The sequence below is a fragment of the Methylobacterium terricola genome (assembly GCF_006151805.1).
GTDB classification, from domain to species: Bacteria; Pseudomonadota; Alphaproteobacteria; order Rhizobiales; family Beijerinckiaceae; genus Methylobacterium; species Methylobacterium terricola.
The window spans coordinates 71,004-93,971 of the sequence record NZ_VDDA01000009.1; the positions used below are offsets into that span (position 1 = coordinate 71,004).

Below are 22,968 nucleotides of genomic sequence, written 5' to 3' on the forward strand. Positions count from 1 at the left end.
AATTGCATGCAGAGCACCAAAAATGCGTTGCGCTCGGCCCCCGGCCGGTCCCACCCTGATCCCGCGGCGCCCTTCGCCGCCCGCACCCATAGCCGCCGCGGCGTCCGGACCGATCCCGGCGCCCCCCACGAGCAAGGTCACCGACCATGCGCCGCCATCTCGGCCCCCGTTATCTCGGTTCCCTCATGGCCGCCGCCATCTGGTCCTTCTCGTCCGGGTCCCTCTCGCCGGTCTCCGCGCAGGAGACGCCGGTGAAGGTCGGCTACGCCAAATGCGCCCATTGCCTGCCGGTCGCCCTGCTACCGGGGCTCGCCAAGGGCGCGACGATCGACGCCACCGGCTTCAATTCCGGCAACGACGTGCTGACGGCCTTGATCGCGAAAAGCCTCGACGTGGCGCAGGTCACCTATCTCCACTACGTCACCGCCCTCGACAAAGGCTTCGACCTCGTGGCGGTGGCCGGCGAGGTGAATGGCGGCTCGGAATGCCTGTCGGCGAAGGCGCTGAACCTGAAGGCCGACGACTGGGCCGGGTTCAAGGCCGCGGTGGAGAAGGCGAAGGCGACGGGCACGCCGCTCAAGGTCGCGGCCTCCCGAGGCAACGCGCAGGACATCCACATGCGCGGCGCCTTCCTCAAGCAGGGCATCAACCCGAACAAGGACGTGCAGTTCGTCAACATCCCGAACCCGTCCGACCACCTCGCGGCGATGCAGCGGGGCGAGATCGACATGGTCTGCTCGGTCGAGCCCTTCGCCTCGCAGATCCGCATGGCAGGCGCCGCCGCGCATTTCGTGCGGCCCTACGACCAGGCCGCCGGCAACCTGACCAACCTCATCGTCACCCGCTCGGACGTGATCGCCAACCGCCGTGCCGCCGTTCAGGCGGTGGTCGATGCCGACGTGGCCTTGGTCGAGAAGCTCAAGGCCGACCAGGGCATCTGGGTCGACGTCATCAACCAGAAGACCGGCCTGTCGAAGGAGGTCGCCGCCGAGGCGATCAAGAACGCCGAGCCCGATTACCGCATGCACCGCGCCAAGACCCTGGCCATCGCCGCGATGATGAAGGACCTCAAGTACATCACCCGCGACGTCTCGGCCGACGTCGAGAAGCACATGGACTTCTCGTTCCTCGAGGCCGCGACCAAGAAGACCCGCGATGGCCTCGGCTACTGAGACGGCGCCGGTCGCCCGCGCGGCGGCCGCGCCCCGTCGGTTCCCCCGTCGGCTGATCGCCTTCGCCGAGCGGGCGGCCCTGCCGCTCCTCCTCGTCGCCGGCTGGGAGGCCTTCGCCCGTTCCGGCGCCCTGCCGGCGGCTCTGCTGCCCGCTCCCACCGCGGTCCTTCACGCCCTCGGCGACTGGCTGCTGGGCCTCGACGAGAGCACCCAGACCTATTCGGGCCATTGGGTGCCGGATGCGCTGGCGAGCCTCACCCGGGTCGCCGCCGGCTACGCCATCGCGGCGGTCTCGGCGATCCTGATCGGCGTCGCGATCGGCTGGTGGCGGTTCGTCGAGCGCACCGTCGAGCCGACCCTGCAGATGCTGCGGCCGATCCCGCCGGTCTCGTGGATCCCGCTCGCCATCATCTGGTTCGGCATCGCCGACAAGCCGGCGATCTTCCTGGTCTTCCTCGGCGCGTTCTTCCCCGTGCTGATGAACACCATCCACGGCGTGCGCGGGGTCGACCGCAACCTGATCCGGGCCGGCGCGATGATGGGCGCCTCCGAGCGCCAGCTCCTCACCGACATCGTGCTGCCGGCCGCCCTGCCGTCGATCTTTTCCGGATTGCGCATCGCCATCGGCTCGGCCTGGATGCTGACGGTGACCGCCGAGATGGTCGCGGTGAAGAGCGGCCTCGGCTACGTGCTGTGGGATTCCTACTATTTCCTGCGCTACGACATCGTGCTCGCCGCGATGATCTCGATCGGCCTGCTCGGTTACCTGTCGGATCTCGGCCTCAAGGCGCTGATGGCGTCGGTGCTGCACTGGCAGAAGGGCACGACGGTGCAGGGGCGGTGATCCGCCCCCTCCCCTTCCCCAAAGGAGATCCCATGAGCGCGATCGACCTCGCCGACGTGCAGAAAGTGTTCCGCGACCGCGACGGGCGCGACCTCGTGGCGGTGGACCGCACCCGGGCCACTATCGAGGCCGGCGAGTTCGTCTGCCTGCTCGGCCCCTCGGGCTGCGGCAAGTCCACCCTGCTCAACATGATCGCGGGGTTCGAAAGCCCGAGCGCCGGCGAGGTGCGCGTCGCGGGCCGGCGGGTCGAGCGGCCCGGGGCCGATCGCGGCGTGGTGTTCCAGCAGCCGACGCTGATGCCCTGGCTCACCGTCATCGACAACGTCGCCTTCCACCTCAAGCTGAAGGGCGTGGCGAAGCCCGAGCGCCACGAACGGGCCAAGACCTATATCGACCTCGTCGGGCTCACCGGCTTCGAGCGGCACTACCCGGCGGAGCTCTCGGGCGGCATGAGCCAGCGGGTCGGCATCGCCCGGGCGCTCCTGATGAACCCGGCGGTGATCCTGATGGACGAGCCCTTCGCGGCGCTCGACGCCCAGACCAAGATCGAGATGCAAGAGGAGTTGGTTGCGATCTGGCAGCGGGTCGGGGCCACGGTGGTGTTCGTCACCCATTCGGTCGACGAGGCGCTGGTGCTGGCCAACCGCATCGCCGTGATGAGCCGGCGCCCGGGCCGCATCCGCGAGTTCATCCCCTTCGATCTGCCCCGGCCGCGGGACGTGACGAGCCCGGATTTCAACGACATGAAGCGCCGGGTATTGGGAATGATCCGCGCGGAATCGAGCCGGAAGGTGGCCGCATGATCCGGCTCGGAATGCTGACCCCGTCGTCGAACACGAGGCTCGAGCCGGCGACCGCGGCGCTCCTGCGCGACGCGCCCGACGTGACCGCGCATTTCTCGCGCTTTCGCGTCACCGAGATCACCCTCTCGGCGGCGGGGCTCGGGCAGTTCGACGAGACGCCGATCCTCGGCGCCGCCGCGCTGCTCGCCGACGCCAGGGTCGACGCGATCGCGTGGAACGGCACCTCGGCGGCCTGGCTCGGATTTCCCCGCGACGAAGGGCTGTGCGCCCGAATCACGCAAGAGACCGGCATCCCGGCATCGACCGCGGTGCTGGGCTTCCGCGAGGCCTTCACCCGGGCCGGCATCCGGCGCGTCGGGCTCGTCACGCCCTATACCGGCGATGTGCAGGCCAGGATCCAGGCGAACTGGGGGTCAGCCGGGTTCGACTGCACCGCCGAGCGCCATTGCAACCTGTCGGACAATTTCTCCTTCGCGGAGGTGCCCGAGATGGAGGTGGCCGCCATGGCCCGGGCCGTCGCCGCGGAGGGCGCGGAGGCGGTCGCCGTCGTCTGCACCAACATGGCCGGGACGGCGCTCGTCGAGGACCTGGAAGCCGAGCTCGGCGTCCCGGTCTTCGATTCGATCGCCGTCACCTTGTGGGCGGCCCTGCGGGCGGCGGGCGCCGATCCCGGCCGGATCGCCGGCGCGGGTCGGCTGTCCCGGCTCTGAGGCCTACCGGTCGGCCTTGGTCCCGCTGAGCGTCAGTTCGAGGTAGCGCCGCGTCGTCGGCCGCACGAGGTCGGCCATCGTCTGGGCCATGGCCAGCTCCTCCTTCAGCGACATCTCGAAGGCCGGCAGCCGGGCGCTCTGGCCGGCGGCCTCGGCGAGCGTGATCAGCGCATCGTAGGCCGCCGCCTCGTAATTCTCGAAGGCGCGGTTGGCGAAGGCGTTCTTCAGGATCTCGTCCTGGGCCGGGGCGTGGGCGAGCGCCGCCATGTTGCCCATGAAGCCGAGCACGCCCTCCTTCAGGGCCGACGGGCTCTCGGACATCGCCGCCAGCGCCTCGTCGAGCCGGTCGCGCTGGCCGTGCGTCTCGGTGATGTGCCGGCGCAACGCCGCCTCCATGTCGGGGTAGCGCTCCAGCCGCTCGACCTGCCGCTCCATGATCTGGAGCGCCTGCAATTCGAGGGCGTGGGTGTTCTTCAGCGCGGTCACGTACAGCGAGCGGATGTCCTCGGCCATCGGGGGCTCCTTCGTGGCGTGGTGGGCGATTGCCCGTCGGCGGCAGATACTCAGCGGTGGTATACGCCGACCCGGGCAACGCGGACCGCAACCACCGGTTCACCCCCACTCCTCATACTGTGACAAAGTATCCACGCCGGTCGAATCGGCGCGGAACGCCGGGAGAAGGCTGGCGTTGTCCGCCCTCTAAGGGCGAGGGGCGCCACTCGCTCAACCTCAGGGAGAAATGCCATGACGACGTCACCGCCTCCCGTGCCTCCGGCCAACCGCTCCGACAAGGGCCCCGGCAGCGCCGAGCGCGCGCCGACCGAGACCGGGCCGAAGGGATCGAGCCAGGCCAAGGATCCCGACAAGGTCGGCCAGGCCGGCAACTCGAAGGTGAACACCACCAACCAGGGCTACCAGCAGGATCGGTGACCACAAGGATCGACAGCTTATGAGCACCTCGGACAAGACCGAAGCCGCCAACCGCCACCATGGCGGACCGGGCAGCAGCCATCAGGCGCCCGACCGGCCCGACCCCACCGCCGAGGGTGGTCCGAACCCGGGCTCGGCCACCAGCGACAGCCGCTCGCACGTTTCGGGCGGCGGCGGCGAGCGCGACCGGCACCACACCCACGATCCCGACCGCAAGGGTCACTCGCCGCGGTCGCATTGAGACGGTGCGGCACCCGACCGACCGCGGGATCGTCGGTTAACGATGTTTCCCGTGAAACACCGGATGGGTGCCGCCCGACCCCGTTCCCGTCACCGCCCCAGCGCAATCTCGCCAAGGTCTCCCAGCATGAGGACGTCCCTGACGATCCGCGCGCAGGGAGCCCGTGATGTCCCACCTCGCCCTTCTTCAGCCCGTCCCCGGCCTCACCCGCCGCGCCGCCCTGATCGGGACCGCGCTCGCGGCCTGTGCGATGCGGAGCGCGGCAGCCGCGGAGGATGCGGCAGCCCGGCTGGCGCAGCTCGAGCGGCGCGACGGGGGTCGGCTTGGCGTCGAGATACGCGACACCGCGACCGGCCGCCGCTTCGGCCATCGGGCCGACGAGCGCTTCCCGCTTTGCAGCACCTTCAAGGCGATCGCCGCGGCCGCGGTGCTGGCCCGGGCCGACAAGGGCCAGGACGACCTGAACCGGCGCATGACTTACGGCCGCGACGCCCTCCTCAGCTATGCCCCGGTAACGTCGAAGCACGTCGAGACCGGCATGACGCTGGCGGAACTCTGTGCCGCCGCCGTGGTGTGGAGCGACAACACCGCCGCGAACCTGATGCTCGACACGCTGGGCGGCCCCGCCGGCATCACCGATTTTGCCCGTGCCCACGGCGACACCGTCACCCGCCTCGACCGAACCGAGCCGACCCTGAACACCGCGCTGCCCGGCGACCCGCGCGACACGACGAGCCCCGCGGCGATGGTCGGCCTCCTCGATCATGTGCTGCTCGGCCGCGCCCTATCGGGCGAATCGCGGGCGAGGCTCCTCGGCTGGATGCAGGAGAGCCCGACCGGCCTGAAGCGCGTCCGCGCCGGCCTGCCGGAGGGGTGGCGCACCGCGGACAAGACCGGGACCGGCGACAACGGCACCGCCAACGTGGTGGCGCTGATTCACCGCCCGGACGGTGCGCCGATCCTCGCGGCGGTGTATCTCACCGGATCACCGGCCGAGCCCGCCGCGCGCGACGCCCTGCACGCCGAGATCGGCCGGCTGATCGCCCGGAGCTTTCCGGGCGGCGCCTGATTCCGCTCGCCCCCATCGCCCGATGTCGAAGACCACCCGCGCCACGCAAGCCCTGACCCGCGCCGGCATCCCGCACGGCGTTCACGCCTACGACTACGACCCGGAGGCGACCCGCATCGGCCTCCAGGCCGCGGAGGCGATGGGCGTGTCCCCGGGCGAGGTGTTCAAGACCCTGATGGCCGCCGTCGACGGCAAGCCGGTCTGCGTGCTGGTGCCCTCCGATCGCGAGGTGTCGCTGAAGAAGCTCGCCGCCGCCTTCTCGGGCAAGTCCGCCGCGATGATGCGCCCGGCCGAGGCCGAGCGGCTGACCGGCTACCATGTCGGCGGCATCAGCCCGCTCGGCCAGAAGCGGGCGGTGCCGACCCTGGTCGACGCCGCCGCGCTCGCGCACTCCGAGATCTTCGTCAATGGCGGCCAGCGCGGGCTGCAGGTCCGGCTGAAACCCGGCGACCTGGTGCGCGTGCTCCAGGCCCGGACCGAGGCCGTGACCTGACGGACACGCGGCGTTAACCACGATCCAGCCAAGGTCGCCCGGGATCGATGGATGGGGCGGGTTCGGATGGGTGGCGCTGTGAGGCTCCTGGCAGGCATCATCGCCTTCGGCCTCGCGGGGCCGGCTGCGGCCGCCGACCTGCCGGAGCCGGGTTACTGGCCGGAGCCGCGGCCCGCACCGGGTCCCGCCCCGGCCCCCCGCTACTTCCCGCGCGGCGACAGCGACGCCTCGCCAGCCACGCGGGGTCAGGCCGCCTGCCTGGACTTCGTGCCGACCAACGCGCCCGGCGACCCGACCTATGTCGGCTCGCCCTTCGGCCTCGGCAAGCCGAGCTATTACGGCTTTCCGCCTCCGCGCGGCGTCGACGACCCCTATGGCCGTCGTCTGTCCAGGCGCTGCTGAGCCCCGGGGCGCCGTCCAGGGTTTGCCCTCGTGACCCGCATCGCCTGCCTCCACACGGCCGACAGCAACGCCGCCGTCTTCGACGAGGCCCTGGTGACGGCCGGCCTGACCGGTGTCAGCCTGCACCACGCCGTGCGCGCCGACCTGCTCGCCGCCGCCGAGCGGCAGGGGCGGCTCACTCCCGAGATCGCTGCCGAGACCGTCGCGCTGCTGCGTGGCCTGTCCGCGGGGGCCGGCGCGGTGCTGCTCACCTGCTCGACCCTGGGCCCGGCCGCGGACGACGCAGCCCTGGACAGCCCGGTCCCCGTCCTGCGGGTCGATGCGGCCCTCGCCGCCGAAGCGGTGGAGGCGGGCGGGCGGGTCGTCGTGCTCTGCGCCGTCGAGACCACGGTCGGGCCGACCCGGCGCCTGTTCGAGGACGCCGCCCGGGCGACGGGCGCGACGATCGACGTGCGGGTCGTGCCGCAAGCCTGGGCCGCATTCAAGGCGGGCGACCGCGACCGATACCATGCACGGGTCGCCGAGGCGGCCGATGCGGCGTGGGCGGCAGGCGCGACACGGGTCGCCCTGGCGCAAGCCTCCATGACGGGCGCCGCCGCGCGGCTGCCCGCGGACCGGCGCCCGCTCACCAGCCCCGCGGTCGGCCTCGCGGCGGCGGCGTCCCGCGCGAGGACAGTCCCGCCGAAAGGCCCTTGACCCGGCCCCGGCGGCCGGTCCGATGAGGGACGGGTTCGACCAGCCGAGGTGACCCATGACCCCATCGCCCCGATGCCTCACGCCCGCGCAGGCCAGCGCGGCGCTCGGCGTCTCCGCCAAGGCCCTGCGCCTCTACGAGCAGCACGGCCTGCTCGCGCCCGACCGGACCCGCACGGGATGGCGCTGCTACGACGCCACGGCGATGGCGCGGGCGGGCGAGATCGTCTCGCTCCGTCGTCTCGGCCTGAGTCTCGCGCAGGTCGCCCGCGTCGTCGACGGGGAGCCGCGGGACCTCGCTGCGGGCCTCGCGGCCCATGAAGCCCGCCTGAGCGCCACCCTCCGGCAGACGGCCGCCGCCCTCGACCGCGTGAGAGGCCTGCGCGCCGACCTCGCTGAGGGTCGCGTCCCGGACGCCGCAGCGATGGCGCGGGCGCTGGCCGAGCAGGCCCCGCTCAGCGTCGGGTTCGCGCTGCCGTGGCCGTGGGACGGCGAGTGGTTCGCCCTCGACGACCTTCCCCGGTTGTCCTTCGTCACCGGACCGCTCGGGAGCGGCAAGACCCGGTTCGCGCGACGGCTCGCGGAGGCCCTGCCCGGTGCCGCCTTCCTCGGCCTCGACCGCCTGCGGGACGCATCCGCGGCGTGCCGCCTCGCCGGGGATGCGGCCCTGGCGGACCGCGTCGCCCGTCGGCTGGCATGGCTGGTCGAGGAGGGCGCGACGCGATCGGACGCATTGACCGCCCTCGTGGTCGCGCTCGACGCCGCGGGGCCGGCCTCCCTGGTGATCGACGCGGTCGAGGAGGGCCTGGATGCGGCGACGCAAGCCGCCCTGATGGCGCATCTGCGCCTGCGGGGAACGGACCTGCGCGCGCTCGTGCTGATGACGCGGTCCTCGTCCATCCTCGACCTCGACGCGCTGGAAGCGTCCGAACTCGTCATCCTGTGCCCGGCCAACCACAGCACGCCGCTCCTCGCGGTGCCGCATCCGGGCGGGCGCGGCTACGAGGCCGTGGCGACCTGCCTCGCCCCGCCGGAGGTCAGAGCCCGCACCGCAGGGATCGTCGCCCTGCGAACGGCCTGAACCGGGACGCGTGGCCGGCCCGCCCCCGGTTCCCTATTCGGCACGCGGCACCATCCGCGCCCGTGTCTCGTCGTCCAGCATGGCGCGGATCGCCGCCGTCAGCGGGTGGCGGGCGGTGTGCGTCGCGCCATAGGCGAGGTTGAAGCCGTAATCGAAGCCCGGCGGGTTGAGGCCCTGGTTGTGCTGGAGGATCGTCTCCAGCTTGTCGAAGGCCTTGGCCAGAACCGCCTCCGGCGAGGTACCGGCCTCGTACTCCTCCCACAGGCTCAGGATCTCGTCCCGCCGCGCCGGCGGCAGCGGAACCGTGATGGCGAGAAGGTCGCGCCGCTCCTGCGCGGCCTTGTCCGCCGACCGGGGATCGTTCGCGGGAATGTCGCCGCCGACCGCCTCGCCGAGATCGTGGACGAGGCACATCTTGAGGAGCTTCAGCACGTCGACCCCCGCGACGCCGCCGCCCAGCACCATCGCCATCAGGCACAGCCGCCAGCTGTGCTCAGCCGTGCTCTCCGGCCGGCCGGAGGCGGCGTGGCCGCTGCGCAATGTGCTCTTGAGCGCCTCCGCCCGCCGCAGGAAAGCGAGGGTGCCGGCGAGGTCGTCCGGGGTCATGGGCGCGTCTCCCTGATCGAGCCGGGCGGGCGTGCCGCTACCGGGCTCGCCCCGACGCCGCATCCCGCGGATTGCGGGCATCGATATCACGTTCCCCATCTCCGCAGCGAGATGGCCGGGCGACGAGCGGCATGGCGATCACCGTCAGCCATCCCGAGGCCGACGCGCTGACGCGCAAGTTCGCCGAGCTGGCCGGTGTCGGGATTACGGAGGCGCTCGTCATCACCATGAGAGAGGCGATGACGAGCGCCGAGACGCCGCGCGAGACGGCGGCGTGGCCCCGGGCCGAGCATGGCGTGGCCTGAGACCAAACCGCGCGCGAAGCGGCCCCGGCGCCGGCGCGCCTGGACGAGTCCCGCGATGACGCCTCACGATCAAACCACACCACGATTGCGCATCAATAATTCGTGCATCAATAATGGGATTTGCCCCTTGACCCAACGATACCGGCCTCCTCGCAAAGATGCCGGCAGTCAGGTCCGTCCCGGATGCCGTCGCGGCGAACCCTGCCTTGCCAAGGACGCGGCTGAACCTTCGCACAACGTCTCTCTTGGCGCCCTGCCGCCGCCCCGATTACCGTCCCGCCGGCCCGACCGACCGGAGATCCACGATGACGCCATCCCCCTCCCCTCCCGCCTCCGTCCTCCGGCTCGGCGACGTCGCCGCCTTGCGGGCGCGGGTCGGGGCCTGGCGGGAGGCCGGCGAGGGCGTGGCCCTGGTGCCGACCATGGGCGCGCTGCACGAGGGGCACCTGTCCCTGGTGCGGCGGGCGCAGGAGAGCTGCCGGCGGGTCGTGGTCAGCATCTTCGTCAACCCGACGCAGTTCGGCCCGAACGAGGACTTCTCCCGCTACCCGCGTGTCCTGGAAGCCGACCTCGCGCTGCTGGCGGAGGTCGGGGCGGATGCCGCCTTCCTGCCGGACGTGGCGACGATGTACCCGCCGGGCTTCTCCACCACCGTCACCGTGGCGGGGCTGACGGAGGTGCTGTGCGGGCCCCTGCGCCCCGGGCATTTCGCCGGCGTCGCCACCGTGGTGACGAAGCTGCTGCTGCAGGCCCTGCCCGACCGGGCCTTGTTCGGCGAGAAGGACTTCCAGCAGCTCCAGGTGATCCGCCGCGCGACCCGCGACCTCGACATCCCGGTCGCGATCGAGGGCGTCCCGACCTTGCGCGAGGCCGACGGCCTCGCGATGTCCTCGCGCAACCGCTATCTCTCGGACGAGGAGCGCCGGGCCGCCCCCGCGATGCACCGGGTGCTGCGGCAGGTGGCCGACTCCGTGCGCGGCGGCGCGCCGACCGGTCCCGCACTGGCCGAGGGCCGGGCCGCCCTCGCGGCGGCGGGGTTCACGCCCGTCCAGTATCTCTCGGCCAACGATGCCGAGAGCCTGGCACCGCTGGAGCGCGTCGAGGGTCCGGCCCGGGTGCTGGCGGCGGCCTATCTCGGCCGCACGCGCCTGATCGACAACGTCGCGGTCTGAGGCGACCGCGACGCAGGAGACTTTCCTCAGTCCCGCAGCAGCTCGTTGATGCCGGTCTTGGCCCGGGTGCCGGCATCGACGCGCTTGACGATGACCGCGCAGTAGAGCGACGGGCCGGGGCTGCCGTCCGGCAGGGCCTTGCCGGGCTGCGTGCCCGACACCACGACCGAGTAGGGCGGCACGCGGCCGTAGGTGACCTCGCCGGTCGCCCGGTCGATGATCTTGGTCGAGGCGCCGATATAGACACCCATCGAGAGCACGCTGCCCTCGCCGATGATCACGCCCTCGGCCACCTCGGCGCGGGCGCCGATGAAGCAATTGTCCTCGATGATGACCGGGTTGGCCTGGAGCGGCTCGAGCACGCCGGCGATGCCGGCGCCGCCGGAGATGTGGCAGTTCTTGCCAATCTGGGCGCAGGAGCCGACCGTGGCCCAGGTGTCGATCATCGAGCCTTCGCCGACATGGGCGCCGAGATTGACGAAGGACGGCATCAGCACCGCGCCCGGCGCGATGAAGGCGCCGCGGCGCACCACAGCGCCCGGCACCGCCCGGAAGCCCGCGGCGCGGAAGCGCGCGGCGTCCCAGCCCTCGAACTTCGACGGCACCTTGTCCCACCAGCCGCCGCCGCCGGGCCCGCCCTCGATCAGCGCCATGTCGTTGAGGCGGAAGGACAGCAGCACCGCCTTCTTGAGCCACTGGTTGACGTGCCAGTCGTGGTTGCCGGACTTCTCGGCGACCCGGGCCTTCCCGGAATCGAGCAGCGCCAGGGCGGCCTCGACGGCCTCGCGCACCGGGCCGCGGGTGTCGGCGCCGACGCCCGCGCGGTCCTCCCAAGCGGCTTCGATGGTCCGGGCGAGATCGGCGTGCGACATGGGAGGCGTCCAGGCAGGGAATGCGTTCGTTGCGGCGTCCCCTGTAGCAAAGCCCCTGGCGTGCTGTCACGTCGGGGTTGCTACGTCAGGTCGGCGGCGCGGCTGCCCGCGAAGGCCCGGGTCAGCGCCGCCAGCTCGTCGGCGAGCGCGTCGTGGATCACCGCGGCGGTGTCGGGAAACACCTCGAGCACCCGGCGCATCACCGCCTGGGTCACCACCATGACCTCGACCGGCCCGCCGCCGGCCCGCGCGGTGGTCGGCCGCTCCGAGGGGAAGAACAGGGCGGTCTGACCGATCAGCGCCGCGGGACCGGCCTCGACCGGTGCGCCGCGGGGCGAGCGCGGCGCGAGCACCACCGTGCCGCGGATCACCACGAAGCCGCCCTCGGCCATGTCGCCGCGGGAGAACAGCACGGCGCCCGGCTCCAGCCGCCGGCGCTCGGCCGCGAACGAGATCAGCCGCAGGGCGTCCCGGCTCATCAACCCGAACAGCGGCGCCGCCAGCAGGATCGCGATGTCGTCGTCGAGCGCCAACGGCCTCGCTCTCCCCTGAAGCGGTCACGCGGCTCGCCGCACCTGCGCCGTCTCGCGCAGCCGCGTCGCCCGGCCAAGCTCTAGCCGATCCGCCGGCGCCGCACCATGCGCGGGTGACGACCCTTTCGCGGGTCCTCGGGCCCCGCTCAGGCGACCTTGACGCCGTCCACGCCGCTCGGCCCCGCCACCACCCGGTTGCGCCCCTGGCGCTTGGCTTCGTAGAGGGCCGCGTCGGCGGCCGAGAAGCAGTGGCCGCCGCTCTCGCCCGGAACCGCCTCGGCGACGCCGAGGCTGAGCGTGACGATGCCGCCCTCATTGCCGACATGCGGGATCTGCAGCCGCGCCAGCGCCTGGCGGATCCGCTCGGCCCGGGCGGCCGCCTCGCGGACCGGGGCGCCCGGCAGCAGCACGGCGAATTCCTCGCCGCCGATCCGGCAGGCCGTCTCCTCCGGCTCGCGGATCTGGCGCTGCAGCACCCGGGCCACGGCGCGCAGCACCTCGTCCCCGGCGAGGTGGCCGTAGGTGTCGTTGTAGAGCTTGAACCGGTCGGCATCGAGGAGCACCAGCGCGAGCGGCGTGCCGTCCCGCGCCGCCTGCTCGCGGGCTCGCGAGAAGGCCTCGTCGAAATGGCGCCGGTTCGGCAGGCCGGTCAGCCCGTCGGTATGGGCGAGGCGGGCGAGGTCGTGGTTGGCCGCGAGCGCCTGCTCCTCGGCCCGGCCGCGGCGCTCGAGCTCGCGCTGGAGCACCAGGGTCAGGACGATCATGCCGCCGCACAGGAGTGTCACCAGGGCGACGATCGCCCCCGCCTTCGGCCGCCACAGGGCCGTGATCGCCTCCGTCGGCACCACCACCGTGGCCACGAGGGACCGGTCGCCGATCCGGCTGTAGGTGAACAGGCCCTCCATCGCCTCGGTATAGGCGGTCGCCACGAACTGCCCGGAATGGTGCTCGAAGAAGCGCGGGAAATGCGCCGCCTTCGTCAGGTTCTGGCCGATCGCGCTCTCGAGCATCGGGCTGCGCACGAGCAGCTCGCCGCTGTCGCGGAAGAACGCGATGCGGCTCCGGTCGCCGAGGCTGAGGCGGGCGAACAGGGCGTTGAAGTAGCCGATGTCGATCGTTCCGACGACGACGCCCGCGAAGGCGCCGTCGGCGTAGGAGAGGCGGCGGCTCAGCGGGATCACCCAGCGTGCCTCCGGCCCCATCCGGAGCGGCTTGCCGATATAGAGGCCGCCATCCTCCCGCGCCTTGTGGACGAGGAAGAAATCCGCATCGGGAAAGCCGAGCGGGCGGGGCACCACGGCGCTCGAATCGACGAAGGCCTGCCCCTGCGGGTCGAGGGCGAGGATCGCCCCGAGGCCGCTCGCGGTGGCGGCCCGGTCGAACAGCACGAGCTGCCGCAGCTCCGGGGCGATCCCGTCGGCCTCCGGGTTGCGCAGGCCGTCCACCACCGCCTGGAGCGACAGGTCGTAGAGCTCGATGTTGCGGTCGACCATGTGCTCGACCGATTCGAGCAGGTTCTGCGACACGCGTCCGACCTGGTCCCAGGCGCTGCGGCGCATCTGCATGACCATCAAGCCGGAGGTCGCGCCGATCACCAGGGTGACGCCGATGATCGACCCGGCCAGCATGCGGGACGCGGTGGGACGCCGGCGGGATCGGGGATGCATCGGCGCTCCGTTGCGCACTGCTTGCGATTCCCCGGTTCTAGGACGAGAAGTCTAAGATTGGGTTGCGCCCGAGCGATGACGGCCTGCCGTTGCGCAATATTCCTGCAGGCGACAGGCCCCCCGACAGGGACGCGGCATGCCGTTTCCGGTTAAGGTCCCGCCCCGGAGGCCGTCCGGCGCCGATGCGGATCCGGCGCGCAAGGCCCACCGCAGGAGGAACCACGATGCGATCAATGCGAGTTTCGGCCACGCTCCGGGCGAGCGGCCCGCGATGATCGCCCCCGCGCTCCGCGAGGAGATCGCCCGCCGCTACGGCACGCCGGCGGTCGTCATCGACCTCGACCGGGTGGCCCGCAACATCGCGCGGCTCCAGGCCGCCTGCGACGCCGCCGGCGTGGCCAACCGCCCGCACATCAAGACCCACAAGAGCCCGATCATCGCCCGGATGCAGATCGAGGCCGGCGCCCGCGGCATCACCTGCCAGAAGCTCGGCGAGGCCGAGGTGATGGCGGCGTCGGGCATCGACGACATCCTGGTGAGCTACAACCTCATCGGGCCGCACGTGGTCGAACGCCTCGGCCGGCTCCTGCGCGAGAGCCCGGCCCGGATCACGGTGGCGGCCGACAATCCGGTGACGGTGGCGGGCCTGCCGGACGCGGCCCAGGCCGGCGGGCGCACCCTCGACGTCGTGGTGGAATGCGACACCGGCCGCAAGCGCGCCGGCGTCGAGACCCCGGGCGAGGCGGTGGCGCTCGCCCGCGACATCGCGAGCCGGCCGGGCCTGGCCTTCGCCGGATTGATGCTCTACCCGCCGCCCGGCGGCGTCGCGGCGGCTCAAGCCTTCCTCGACGAGGCGCAGGCGGGGCTCGCGGAGCACGGGCTCTCGGCCCGCATCGTCTCGACCGGCGGCACGCCGAACATCCCGGAGATCGGGCAGATCCGCGGCACCACCGAGCACCGGGCCGGCACCGTGATCTTCAACGACCGCATGATGATCGAGGCCGGCGTCGCGACCCTCGACGATTGCGCGCTCGCCGTGCTCGCCCGCGTGGTGAGCCGGGCGGGAGCGGAGCGCGGCATCCTGGATGCCGGCTCGAAGACGCTGACCAGCGACACCGGCGGCGGCCTCGACGGGCACGGCCTGATGCCCGACCATCCGGGCGCCCGCATCGCGGGCTTCGCCGAGGAGCACGGCTTCCTCGACCTTCGGGCCTGCGCCGAGCGGCCTCCGGTCGGCACCCTGGTCGAGGTGGTGCCCAACCACGTCTGCGTCGTCGTCAACATGGTCAACGAGCTGGTGGCGGTGCGGGACGGCGCGATCGTCGGCACGATCCCGGTCGCGGCGCGGGGGCTGATCGCGTAGCGGGCCTGAAGCCCGCGATGTCATCCCGGGCTCCGCTGACGCGGCCCCGGGATGACCCGGAGGGTCGATGATCCATCGAAGCGGATCAAAGGCCCGATGACAACCTTTCGCCGCGAATACGGCTACGGCAGCAGCTTGTACCCGCCCCCCTCCGTCACCAGGATCGAGGCCGTCGCCGGGTTGGGCTCGATCTTCTGGCGCAGGCGGTAGATGTGGGTCTCGAGGGTATGGGTGGTGACCTGGGCGTTGTAGCCCCACACCTCGGCGAGCAGCGTGTCGCGACCCACCACCTGGCGCCCGGCGCGGTAGAGGAAGCGCAGGATCGCGGTCTCTTTCTCGGTGAGCTTCAGCTTCGACCCGCGCTCGCCGACGAGCAGCTTGGCGCCCGGCCGGAAGGTGTAGGGACCGATCTGGAACACCGCGTCCTCGCTCGCCTCGTACTGGCGCAGCTGCGCCCGGATGCGGGCGAGCAGCACCGCGAGCTTGAACGGCTTCGTCACGTAATCGTTGGCGCCGGCATCCAACCCCTGCACGGTGTCGGAATCCGAGACCTGGCCGGTCAGCATGATCACCGGGCCGCGAAAGCCGCCCTGACGCATCATCCGCACCGCCTCGCGGCCGTCGAGGTCGGGCAGGCCGACATCCATCACCACGAGGTCGACCCGCTCGGCCGCGACGCGGTCCATCGCCCCGCGGGCGGTCTCGGCGGTGACGACCTCGAACGCGTCCGACAGGGCGAGCTGCTCGGTCAGGGTGTCGCGCAGGGTCGGATCGTCGTCGACGACGAGCAGGCGGTGGGCGTTCGACATCGAACCGGCACTCTCGAGGAAGGCGGACGGGCGCGCGGTCCCGCCGCCGGCCGACGCCACGATCCCGGACGGATCGCAGCCTGGCAGCGTGCGGGGCAGAGTAGCGGAGCGTCAAGCCGCGGCAAGGGTCGCGGGCGCGACTGTCCACGGTGACGGCTCCCCCCGCCCTCAGCCGCGGGGCGGCAGCGGGCCCTCCGGACGGAGCGGCGCGGCGCGCAGGTTGGCGGGCGGGGCGAGGGTCGGACGCGCGACCGCGACCGGGCAGGCCTGAAGCCAGAGATAGGCGCGGAGCGCCAGCCAGGCATCCTCGAGGGCGCCGTGGCGGGCGCCGACCCGGCCGATTCCGATCCGCCGGCACACCGCATCGAGGGCCGCCCTCCCCTTCTCGCCCCGACGGCGATAGGCCTCCATGGTGCAGTAGACCTTGGTGGCGACCGGCGGCAGACCGGCCTCCCGCAGCTCGCGGTTGAGGAAGCCGAGATCGAACGCGGCGTTGTGCGCGACGACGAGGTCGGCCCCGGCGATGAGGTCGGCGAGCGCGCCGGCATGCCGCCCGGCCGGGTCCTGGTGGCGCAGCAGCCAATCGTCGTAGCCGTGCACCGCCTCGGCCCTCGGGTGGCTGGCACGGCCGGGGTCGAAGATCAGGTGATGGCAGGCGATGTCGGGCCGGCCGGCGGCGAGCGAGGCCGTGGTCAGCACGACGGCGCCGAAGCTCACCACCCGGTCGGTCTCGTGAAGGCCCGTGGTCTCGACGTCGAGGGCGACGAGGCGCGGCGGCAACCAGGCGAGCCAGTCGGGGCTCGAATCGGGCGACGGGGCAGGGTCGGCGGTCGGCAGCGTGGACATGACGGTCGGGCAGCTCATCGGATCGCGCGGCATTCTCGACCGGTCCGCCCCACCTGTCACGGTCTCGACGCCGCCGGCGCCGGCGCCCTACAGATGATCCGCATGAAGCTGATCCCCGTGAAGCCGGTCTCCGTGAAGCGCACCACCCTCCCGCACCTGCGGGTCCGCCCGAATCCCCTCGACCGCCGGCGCGGCACGCTGATCGCCGGCCCGGTCCTGGTCCCCTGCGCCCTCGGCAAGGGCGGCCAGACCCGCACCAAGCGGGAGGGCGACGGCGCCTCGCCCCGCGGGACGTTCCGCCTGCGCGGCGGCTTCTACCGGCCGGACCGGCTCGGGACCCGGCCGCCGACGGCTCTCCCCCTGCGCCCCCTCCGCCCGGGCGACGGCTGGTGCGACGACCCGCGCGACCGGCGCTACAACCGCCCGATCCCCCTGCCGGCGCCGGGCATCAGCGCCGAGGCGATGTGGCGCGACGACGGGCTCTACGACCTCGTGATCGACCTCGACTACAACCGCGGTCCGATCCGTCGCGGGCATGGCAGCGCGATCTTCCTGCACGTCGCCCGCCCGGGCTTCAAACCGACCGAAGGCTGCGTCGCGCTGCGCCGCCCCGATCTCGTCCGGCTCCTGCGCCGGCTCGGGCCCGGCACCCGGCTCACGATCTAAGGAAGGTCTCCGCTGATCTAACGGCCCTTTCGCGAAAAATTTTCTCGATCCGCATTGCTGCAGGGCACAATAAACTCTTTCATTTTGGTAACGCTACCACACTCGCGTCCCGCGACAACATGCGCTAGGGTCCGGCTGCCACATAAAAGCCTCATCGGACGCAGGGAGAGACGCATGCTCGACGCCTACACCGCGACCGAGATCGTTCGTGCTCGACAAATCCACGCGGCGGAGGGTGCTCGCGGCACCCTCTGGGACAGCACCGCCCGCTACCGGGACGGGTTGCCGAATTCGCCCATCTTGCTGACGGACGAGGACCGCGTCCGCTTCCTGGAGCAGGCGCGGGAAGAGATCCGCTGCCTGCACGCGAACTGAGCGTCGCGCGTCAGCCCGTTGCGATGTCCTTGGGCTGACGCGCCCCGAAGATGGCGCTGCCGACCCGCACATGGGTCGCCCCCGCCTGGATCGCCGCCGGATAGTCGGCGCTCATCCCCATCGACAGGAGCGGCAGGGCGTGGCGGCGGGCGATCGCTGCCAGCAGGCCGAAATGCGCCGAGGGCGGGTCCTCCGCCGGCGGGATGCACATCAGACCCGAGATCGTGAGCCCGTGCGTCTCCGCGCATTCACGCAAGAACGCCGCGACGGCGCCCGGCGCCACGCCGCCCTTCTGCGGCTCCTCACCGGTATTGACCTGTACCAGCAGGGCGGGGTGCCGGCCGCTGCGCTGGATCTCCTTCGCCAGGGCCGCGGCGAGCGAGGTCCGGTCGAGGGTATGGATCACGTCGAACAGCTCGACCGCCTCGCGGGCCTTGTTCGATTGCAGCGGGCCGATCAGGTGCAGCTCGATCCCCTCCGCCTCCTCGCGCAAGGCGGGCCACTTGGCCTTCGCCTCCTGGACGTAGTTCTCGCCGAAGAGACGCTGGCCCGCCGCGAGGGCCGGCCGGATGCCCTCGGGGGGAATCGTCTTCGAGACGGCGATGAGCGCGACGCCGGCGGGATCGCGCTCGCTGTCCTCGGCCGCCCGGGCGACGGCCTCCCGCACTTCGGTCAGATTCGCCGTGACGGTCTGCGGGTCGATCATGACCGACGCCTCTCTCGCTTGATTGTTGACCCTCGGGACCAAACCGTGTCCTAGTCCGCCGGCGCCGCGCCGAGCAAGCTCAACCGTTTGCGGCCGTGACGTTTTCCCTTCATCCCTGCCGCCGGTGCTCACGGCGCCGGCGCCGACCGGTCGCAAAGACGCCGCCATGGCCGAACGTTACAACGCGAAGGATTCCGAGCCCCACTGGCAGCAGGTGTGGGCCGAGCGCGAGATCTTCCGCACCCGCAACGACGATCCCCGTCCGAAATATTACGTGCTCGAGATGTTCCCCTACCCGTCGGGGCGCATCCATATGGGCCACGTGCGCAACTACGCCATGGGCGACGTGGTGGCGCGCTACAAGCGCGCCAAGGGCTTCAACGTCCTGCATCCGATGGGCTGGGACGCCTTCGGCCTCCCGGCCGAGAACGCCGCGATGCAGAACAAGGTCAATCCGCGGGACTGGACCTACGCCAACATCGCGACGATGCGGGCGCAGCTGCAATCGATGGGCCTGTCGCTGGACTGGAGCCGCGAGATCGCGACCTGCGATCCGGAATACTACAAGCACCAGCAGCGGATGTTCCTGGACTTCCTGAAGGCCGGGCTGGTCTCGCGCCGCACCGCCAAGGTGAACTGGGACCCGGTCGACCATACCGTGCTGGCCAACGAGCAGGTGATCGATGGGCGCGGCTGGCGCTCCGGCGCCCTCGTCGAGCAGCGCGAACTGACCCAATGGTTCTTCAAGATCACCGACTTCGCCCAGGATCTCGACGACCGGCTCGACACGCTGGAGCGCTGGCCGGAAAAGGTCCGGCTGATGCAGCGCAACTGGATCGGCCGCTCCGAGGGGCTGGAGCTGCGCTTCGCGCTCGAGCGCGCGCCCGAGGGCGCGAGCCCTGAGGTCACGGTCTACACCACCCGCCCCGACACGCTGTTCGGCGCCAAGTTCCTGGCGGTCGCCGCCGACCACCCGCTCGCCGCCGCGGTGGCGGCGGACAATCCGGCCCTGCAGGACTTCATCGCCGAGTGTCGGCGCATGGGCACCGCGCAGGCCGCGATCGACACGGCGGAGAAGCTCGGCTTCGATACCGGGCTGAAGGTGCGGCATCCGCTGGATCCGTCCTGGACCCTGCCGGTCTACGTCGCGAATTTCGTGCTGATGGAGTACGGCACCGGCGCGGTGTTCGGCTGCCCGGCTCATGACCAGCGCGATCTCGACTTCGCCAACAAGTACGGCCTCGGCAACACCCCCGTCGTCTGCCCGCCGGACCAGGATCCCGCTACCTTCGTGATCACCGATACCGCCTATGACGGCGACGGCCGGATGATCAATTCGCGCTTCCTCGACGGGATGACGACCGACGAGGCGTTCAAGACCGTCGCCGACCGCCTGGAGGCCGAGACGCTCGACGGCGCTCCCATCGGCCGCCGCCGGGTGCAGTTCCGCCTGCGCGACTGGGGCGTCTCGCGCCAGCGCTACTGGGGCTGCCCGATCCCGGTGATCCACTGCGAGTCGTGCGGCGTCGTTCCGGTGCCGGTCGCCGACCTGCCGGTGCGGCTGCCGGAGGAGGTCTCGTTCGACGTGCCCGGCAACCCGCTGGAGCGCGACGCCGCCTGGCGCAACGTGCCGTGCCCGTGCTGCGGCAAGCCGGCCCGGCGCGAGACCGACACGATGGACACCTTCGTCGATTCGTCCTGGTACTTCGCCCGCTTCACCGCGCCGTGGCTCGAGGACGCGCCGACCGACAAGGCCGTGGCCGATCACTGGCTGCCGGTTGACCAGTATATCGGCGGCATCGAGCACGCGATCCTGCACCTGCTCTATTCCCGCTTCTTCATGCGGGCGATGCGCCAGACCGGCTGGGCCGGGCTCGACGAGCCTTTCGCCGGCCTGTTCACGCAGGGCATGGTCGTCCACGAGACCTATCGCGACGAGGCCGGTGCCTGGGTGCAGCCGGTCGACGTCAAGATCGTGACCGAGGACGGCGCCCGCAAAGCGTTTCACGTGAAAACTGACGCACCGGTCGCCATCGGGGCGATCGAGAAGATGTCGAAGTCGAAGAAGAACGTCGTCGACCCCGACGACATCATCGCCTCCTACGGCGCCGACACCGCCCGCTGGTTCATGCTGTCCGACTCGCCGCCGGAGCGCGACGTGATCTGGACCGAGGACGGCGTGCAGGGGGCCTCGCGTTTCGTCCAGCGCGTCTGGCGCATGGTGAGCGAGGTCGCCGAGGGCGGCACCGTGCCGGCGGCGTCCGACAGCGAGGCGGCGCTGAAGGCGGCGCACAAGGCCCTGGCCGCGGTCGGCGAGGACATCGAGCGCCTGCGCTTCAACCGCTGCGTCGCCCATGTCTACGAGCTGGCGAACAGCCTGCAGGACGCGGTCAACGCCGAGCGTGGCCATGCCCCCTCCCCTGCCTTGCGGGAAGCGACGCTGATTCTGGTTCAGCTCATCGCCCCGATGATGCCGCACCTCGCCGAGACCTGCTGGACCGCGCTCCAGCAGGACGGCTTGGTGGCGGAAGCGGCCTGGCCCGCCGTGAGGCACGACCTCTTGGTCGAGGACAGCATCACGCTGCCGGTCCAGATCAACGGCCGCAAGCGCGCCGACGTGACGGTGAAGCGCGATGCCGATCAGGCGTCCGTGCAGGAGGCGGTACTGGCGCTCGAGGCCGTTCAGCGTGCGCTGGAGGGCAAGGCTCCCCGCAAGGTGATCGTGGTGCCGCTGCGCATCGTCAACATCGTGGTCTGACCGACCAGGTGACGAGCCAATAATCCGGGGCCCGGCGATCCGCTGATCGTCGGGCCCTTCTCATGTCATCCCCGCTTTTCACGGCGTTGCGGCGTCGCGGCCCTGCTGTCGCCGTAGAAAGTCTTTAGATCGATTCCCCTATCGTGACGGCCCCGACGGGCACGGCCCGAAAGGTCTCAGCCTCCCCCTTGGCAGGTCGGCGGCGGGGCGGTAACGGCGTCAGCGTAGCGGTCACGAGGCAAGCGGTGGCAGGACGGACCTTCATGGCAGGCAGCACGGCGAAGACGGCGCGGAACCTCACTCTCGTCGCCACCCTGGCGCTCGGCCTCTCGGCCTGTTTCCGGCCGCTCTACGGGCCGACCGCCTCGGGCGCGCCCCTGAGCGCAGTGCTCGCCTCGATCCAGGTCGAACCGGCGAAGACCGCTCAGGGCCAGGAGCGCCTCGGCCATTATCTGCGCAGCGAGCTGGTCTTCGATCTCGACGGCTCCGGCACCCCGTCGGAGAAGAGGTACCGCCTGACACTCACAGCCAGCGAGTCGGTGCAGACGCCGATCGTCAGCTCGCTCACCGGCCGCGCCGAATCGGCGACCCTGCTCGGTACCGCCTCCTACAAGGTCCAGACCCTGTCCGGCGACCGCACGATCACCGAGGGCGTCGCGCAGGGGACCGCCACCTACGACCGCTCGGCCCAGCGCTTCGCCAGCCTGCGCGCCGCGCGCGACGCCGAAATCCGCCTGGCCAAGCTTCTGTCCGAGCAGATCAAGACCCGCGTCGCCGCGATCCTGGCGACCCAGCCCTGAGCGCATCATGACTGCCGTGAAGGCCGGCGAGGTCGAGGGTTTGCTGCGTCGCGGCCCCGACCCGCGCATCGCCGTGATCCTGGTCTACGGACCCGATACCGGACTCGTCGCCGAGCGCGCCCGTCTGCTCGCCGAGAAGGCGGTCGACGATCCGTCGGACCCTTTCGCGCTGGTCAAGCTCGACGGCGATACGCTGGCGAGCGATCCCGGCCGCCTCATCGACGAGGCCGGCACGGTCGGGCTGTTCGGCGGCAAGCGTGCGGTCTGGGTCCGCCCGGGCAGCCGTAACTATGCCCCGGCGGTCGAGGCCGCGCTGAAGCAGGATGGCGCGGATACCCGGATCGTGGTCGAGGCCGGCGACCTCGCCAAGTCGGCGCCCTTGCGCGTCGTCTGCGAGCGCTCGCCCAAGGCGCTCGCGATCCCATGCTACCCCGACGATGCCGGCACCCTCGCCGACCTGATCGAGCGTACCCTGCGGGCCGACGGCTTGCGCATCACCCGTGAGGCCCGCGATCTGCTCGCGGGCAGTCTCGGCGGCGATCGACGGGCGAGCCTCGGCGAGATCGAGAAGCTCGCGCTCTACGCCCGCGGCCAGGCCGAGATCGGGATCGACGATGTCGAGGCGATCGGCAGCGACGTCTCGGGCTCGATGCTCAATGCCCTGATCGACGCCGCCTTCGCGGGGCGAATCGCTGAGACCGAGCGCAGCTACCGCCGCTTCCAGATCGAGGGCATGGACGCCTCGGTGATGCTGGGGGGTGCGCTCCGTCACGCCGTCACGCTGCTCGCCACCCGCCTCGACGGCGAGGGCAAGAGCCCCGCCGCGATGGTGGCGGGCTGGCGCGGCCTGCATTTCCGGCGGCAGCGGATCGTGGAGACGCAGCTCGCCCGCTGGAGCCCGGCCTCGTTGCGCCGGGCGGTGTCGCTGCTGCAGGAGGCGGTGCTCAATGCCCGACGCGCCGGCGGCGCGTTCTCGCACGCGATCGCCGGCGACCTGTTCCTGCGCCTCGCCAACGAGGCGGCACGGCGGGGTTGACCCCCCTACCCTGCCG

Annotated in this window: 27 protein-coding genes; 19 read left to right on the plus strand and 8 right to left on the minus strand. The window is 71.6% G+C overall.

What is annotated here, in order from left to right; all coding sequences use genetic code 11:
* Positions 1-185: 185 nt before the first annotated feature.
* From FF100_RS19530 to FF100_RS19545, 4 genes are read left to right on the plus strand one after another with little or no spacing between them, the layout of a single operon-like run.
* Positions 186-1,172 carry an ABC transporter substrate-binding protein gene (locus tag FF100_RS19530; protein ID WP_139037356.1) on the plus strand — a complete coding sequence of 329 codons (987 nt, stop codon included), beginning with the start codon at positions 186-188 and terminating at the stop codon, positions 1,170-1,172.
* Positions 1,156-2,016 carry an ABC transporter permease gene (locus tag FF100_RS19535; protein WP_139037357.1) on the plus strand — a complete coding sequence of 287 codons (861 nt, stop codon included), beginning with the start codon at positions 1,156-1,158 and terminating at the stop codon, positions 2,014-2,016. The genes FF100_RS19530 and FF100_RS19535 overlap by 17 nt, the downstream gene beginning before the upstream one ends.
* A gap of 32 nt (positions 2,017-2,048) precedes the next feature.
* Complete coding sequence (locus FF100_RS19540; protein WP_139037358.1) at positions 2,049-2,819, plus strand: ABC transporter ATP-binding protein; 771 nt, start codon at positions 2,049-2,051, stop codon at positions 2,817-2,819.
* Complete coding sequence (locus FF100_RS19545) at positions 2,816-3,529, plus strand: maleate cis-trans isomerase family protein (protein ID WP_171070257.1); 714 nt, start codon at positions 2,816-2,818, stop codon at positions 3,527-3,529. Before FF100_RS19540 ends, FF100_RS19545 begins: the two co-directional genes overlap by 4 nt.
* A gap of 3 nt (positions 3,530-3,532) precedes the next feature.
* Here FF100_RS19545 and FF100_RS19550 read toward each other — a convergent pair whose 3' ends face one another.
* Entirely contained in the window at positions 3,533-4,042 is a 510-nt protein-coding gene (locus tag FF100_RS19550; RefSeq protein WP_139037359.1) for a ferritin-like domain-containing protein, read from the minus strand.
* Positions 4,043-4,273: 231 nt separating this feature from the next.
* On the opposite strand from FF100_RS19550, the gene FF100_RS19555 reads away from it, so the two are divergent.
* The 7 genes from FF100_RS19555 (at position 4,274) to FF100_RS19585 (ending at position 8,438) form a co-directional block, all read left to right on the plus strand.
* A complete protein-coding gene (locus FF100_RS19555; RefSeq protein WP_139037360.1) occupies positions 4,274-4,459 on the plus strand; it encodes a hypothetical protein in 186 nt (61 codons plus the stop codon).
* Positions 4,460-4,478: 19 nt separating this feature from the next.
* Positions 4,479-4,700 (plus strand): hypothetical protein, encoded by a 222-nt coding sequence (locus FF100_RS19560; RefSeq protein ID WP_139037361.1) that lies wholly within the window; start codon positions 4,479-4,481, stop codon positions 4,698-4,700.
* 166 nt (positions 4,701-4,866) lie between these two features.
* A complete protein-coding gene (gene bla, locus FF100_RS19565) occupies positions 4,867-5,769 on the plus strand; it encodes a class A beta-lactamase (RefSeq protein WP_139037362.1) in 903 nt (300 codons plus the stop codon).
* A 22-nt stretch (positions 5,770-5,791) separates the two neighbouring features.
* Positions 5,792-6,262, plus strand: a complete 471-nt coding sequence (gene ybaK, locus FF100_RS19570; protein ID WP_139037363.1) for a Cys-tRNA(Pro) deacylase — start codon at positions 5,792-5,794, stop codon at positions 6,260-6,262.
* 51 nt (positions 6,263-6,313) lie between these two features.
* Positions 6,314-6,664, plus strand: a complete 351-nt coding sequence (locus FF100_RS19575; protein WP_139037364.1) for a hypothetical protein — start codon at positions 6,314-6,316, stop codon at positions 6,662-6,664.
* 30 nt (positions 6,665-6,694) lie between these two features.
* Positions 6,695-7,360, plus strand: a complete 666-nt coding sequence (locus tag FF100_RS19580; protein ID WP_139037365.1) for an aspartate/glutamate racemase family protein — start codon at positions 6,695-6,697, stop codon at positions 7,358-7,360.
* A gap of 55 nt (positions 7,361-7,415) precedes the next feature.
* On the plus strand, positions 7,416-8,438 hold the full coding sequence (locus tag FF100_RS19585; RefSeq protein WP_139037366.1) for a MerR family transcriptional regulator: 1,023 nt from the start codon (positions 7,416-7,418) through the stop codon (positions 8,436-8,438).
* A gap of 33 nt (positions 8,439-8,471) precedes the next feature.
* Here the strand turns inward: FF100_RS19585 and FF100_RS19590 are convergent, their stop codons facing one another.
* Positions 8,472-9,044, minus strand: a complete 573-nt coding sequence (locus FF100_RS19590) for an HD domain-containing protein (protein ID WP_139037367.1) — start codon at positions 9,042-9,044, stop codon at positions 8,472-8,474.
* Between the two features lie 131 nt (positions 9,045-9,175).
* Between FF100_RS19590 and FF100_RS19595 the strand changes: the two genes are divergently transcribed.
* Positions 9,176-9,349, plus strand: a complete 174-nt coding sequence (locus tag FF100_RS19595) for a type II toxin-antitoxin system VapB family antitoxin (RefSeq protein WP_139037368.1) — start codon at positions 9,176-9,178, stop codon at positions 9,347-9,349.
* A gap of 305 nt (positions 9,350-9,654) precedes the next feature.
* The gene (panC, locus tag FF100_RS19600) at positions 9,655-10,521 is read left to right on the plus strand and encodes a pantoate--beta-alanine ligase (RefSeq protein ID WP_139037369.1); all 867 of its coding nucleotides are present in this window, start codon (positions 9,655-9,657) and stop codon (positions 10,519-10,521) included.
* Positions 10,522-10,547: 26 nt separating this feature from the next.
* Here the strand turns inward: panC and dapD are convergent, their stop codons facing one another.
* The 3 genes from dapD to FF100_RS19615 all read right to left on the minus strand — a co-directional run bounded on the left by dapD (position 10,548) and on the right by FF100_RS19615 (position 13,593).
* Complete coding sequence (gene dapD / locus FF100_RS19605; protein WP_139037370.1) at positions 10,548-11,393, minus strand: 2,3,4,5-tetrahydropyridine-2,6-dicarboxylate N-succinyltransferase; 846 nt, start codon at positions 11,391-11,393, stop codon at positions 10,548-10,550.
* A gap of 80 nt (positions 11,394-11,473) precedes the next feature.
* Positions 11,474-11,926 carry a Crp/Fnr family transcriptional regulator gene (locus FF100_RS19610; RefSeq protein ID WP_139037371.1) on the minus strand — a complete coding sequence of 151 codons (453 nt, stop codon included), beginning with the start codon at positions 11,924-11,926 and terminating at the stop codon, positions 11,474-11,476.
* A gap of 146 nt (positions 11,927-12,072) precedes the next feature.
* Entirely contained in the window at positions 12,073-13,593 is a 1,521-nt protein-coding gene (locus FF100_RS19615; RefSeq protein WP_139037372.1) for a GGDEF domain-containing protein, read from the minus strand.
* A 274-nt stretch (positions 13,594-13,867) separates the two neighbouring features.
* Between FF100_RS19615 and FF100_RS19620 the strand changes: the two genes are divergently transcribed.
* Complete coding sequence (locus FF100_RS19620) at positions 13,868-14,956, plus strand: alanine racemase (RefSeq protein WP_425463327.1); 1,089 nt, start codon at positions 13,868-13,870, stop codon at positions 14,954-14,956.
* A 122-nt stretch (positions 14,957-15,078) separates the two neighbouring features.
* Here the strand turns inward: FF100_RS19620 and FF100_RS19625 are convergent, their stop codons facing one another.
* Together FF100_RS19625 and FF100_RS19630 are read right to left on the minus strand one after the other, a co-directional pair.
* The gene (locus tag FF100_RS19625; RefSeq protein ID WP_139037374.1) at positions 15,079-15,765 is read right to left on the minus strand and encodes a response regulator transcription factor; all 687 of its coding nucleotides are present in this window, start codon (positions 15,763-15,765) and stop codon (positions 15,079-15,081) included.
* A gap of 168 nt (positions 15,766-15,933) precedes the next feature.
* Positions 15,934-16,611 (minus strand): 3'-5' exonuclease, encoded by a 678-nt coding sequence (locus tag FF100_RS19630; RefSeq protein ID WP_139037375.1) that lies wholly within the window; start codon positions 16,609-16,611, stop codon positions 15,934-15,936.
* 102 nt (positions 16,612-16,713) lie between these two features.
* Here FF100_RS19630 and FF100_RS19635 point away from each other — a divergent pair, with 102 nt between their 5' ends.
* Both FF100_RS19635 and FF100_RS19640 read left to right on the plus strand, forming a co-directional pair.
* The gene (locus FF100_RS19635) at positions 16,714-17,277 is read left to right on the plus strand and encodes a L,D-transpeptidase family protein (RefSeq protein WP_139037376.1); all 564 of its coding nucleotides are present in this window, start codon (positions 16,714-16,716) and stop codon (positions 17,275-17,277) included.
* Between the two features lie 174 nt (positions 17,278-17,451).
* On the plus strand, positions 17,452-17,652 hold the full coding sequence (locus FF100_RS19640) for a hypothetical protein (protein ID WP_093568647.1): 201 nt from the start codon (positions 17,452-17,454) through the stop codon (positions 17,650-17,652).
* A gap of 10 nt (positions 17,653-17,662) precedes the next feature.
* On the opposite strand, the gene FF100_RS19645 is transcribed toward FF100_RS19640, so the two are convergent.
* Positions 17,663-18,358: a YggS family pyridoxal phosphate-dependent enzyme gene (locus FF100_RS19645; protein WP_139037377.1), complete on the minus strand. Its 696-nt coding sequence runs from the start codon at positions 18,356-18,358 to the stop codon at positions 17,663-17,665.
* 166 nt (positions 18,359-18,524) lie between these two features.
* Between FF100_RS19645 and leuS the strand changes: the two genes are divergently transcribed.
* From leuS to holA, 3 genes are all read left to right on the plus strand, one after another.
* On the plus strand, positions 18,525-21,116 hold the full coding sequence (gene leuS, locus FF100_RS19650; protein ID WP_139037378.1) for a leucine--tRNA ligase: 2,592 nt from the start codon (positions 18,525-18,527) through the stop codon (positions 21,114-21,116).
* 263 nt (positions 21,117-21,379) lie between these two features.
* The gene (locus FF100_RS19655) at positions 21,380-21,916 is read left to right on the plus strand and encodes an LPS assembly lipoprotein LptE (protein WP_139037379.1); all 537 of its coding nucleotides are present in this window, start codon (positions 21,380-21,382) and stop codon (positions 21,914-21,916) included.
* A 7-nt stretch (positions 21,917-21,923) separates the two neighbouring features.
* Positions 21,924-22,952 carry a DNA polymerase III subunit delta gene (gene holA, locus FF100_RS19660; protein WP_139037380.1) on the plus strand — a complete coding sequence of 343 codons (1,029 nt, stop codon included), beginning with the start codon at positions 21,924-21,926 and terminating at the stop codon, positions 22,950-22,952.
* The last annotated feature ends 16 nt before the right edge of the window (positions 22,953-22,968 follow it).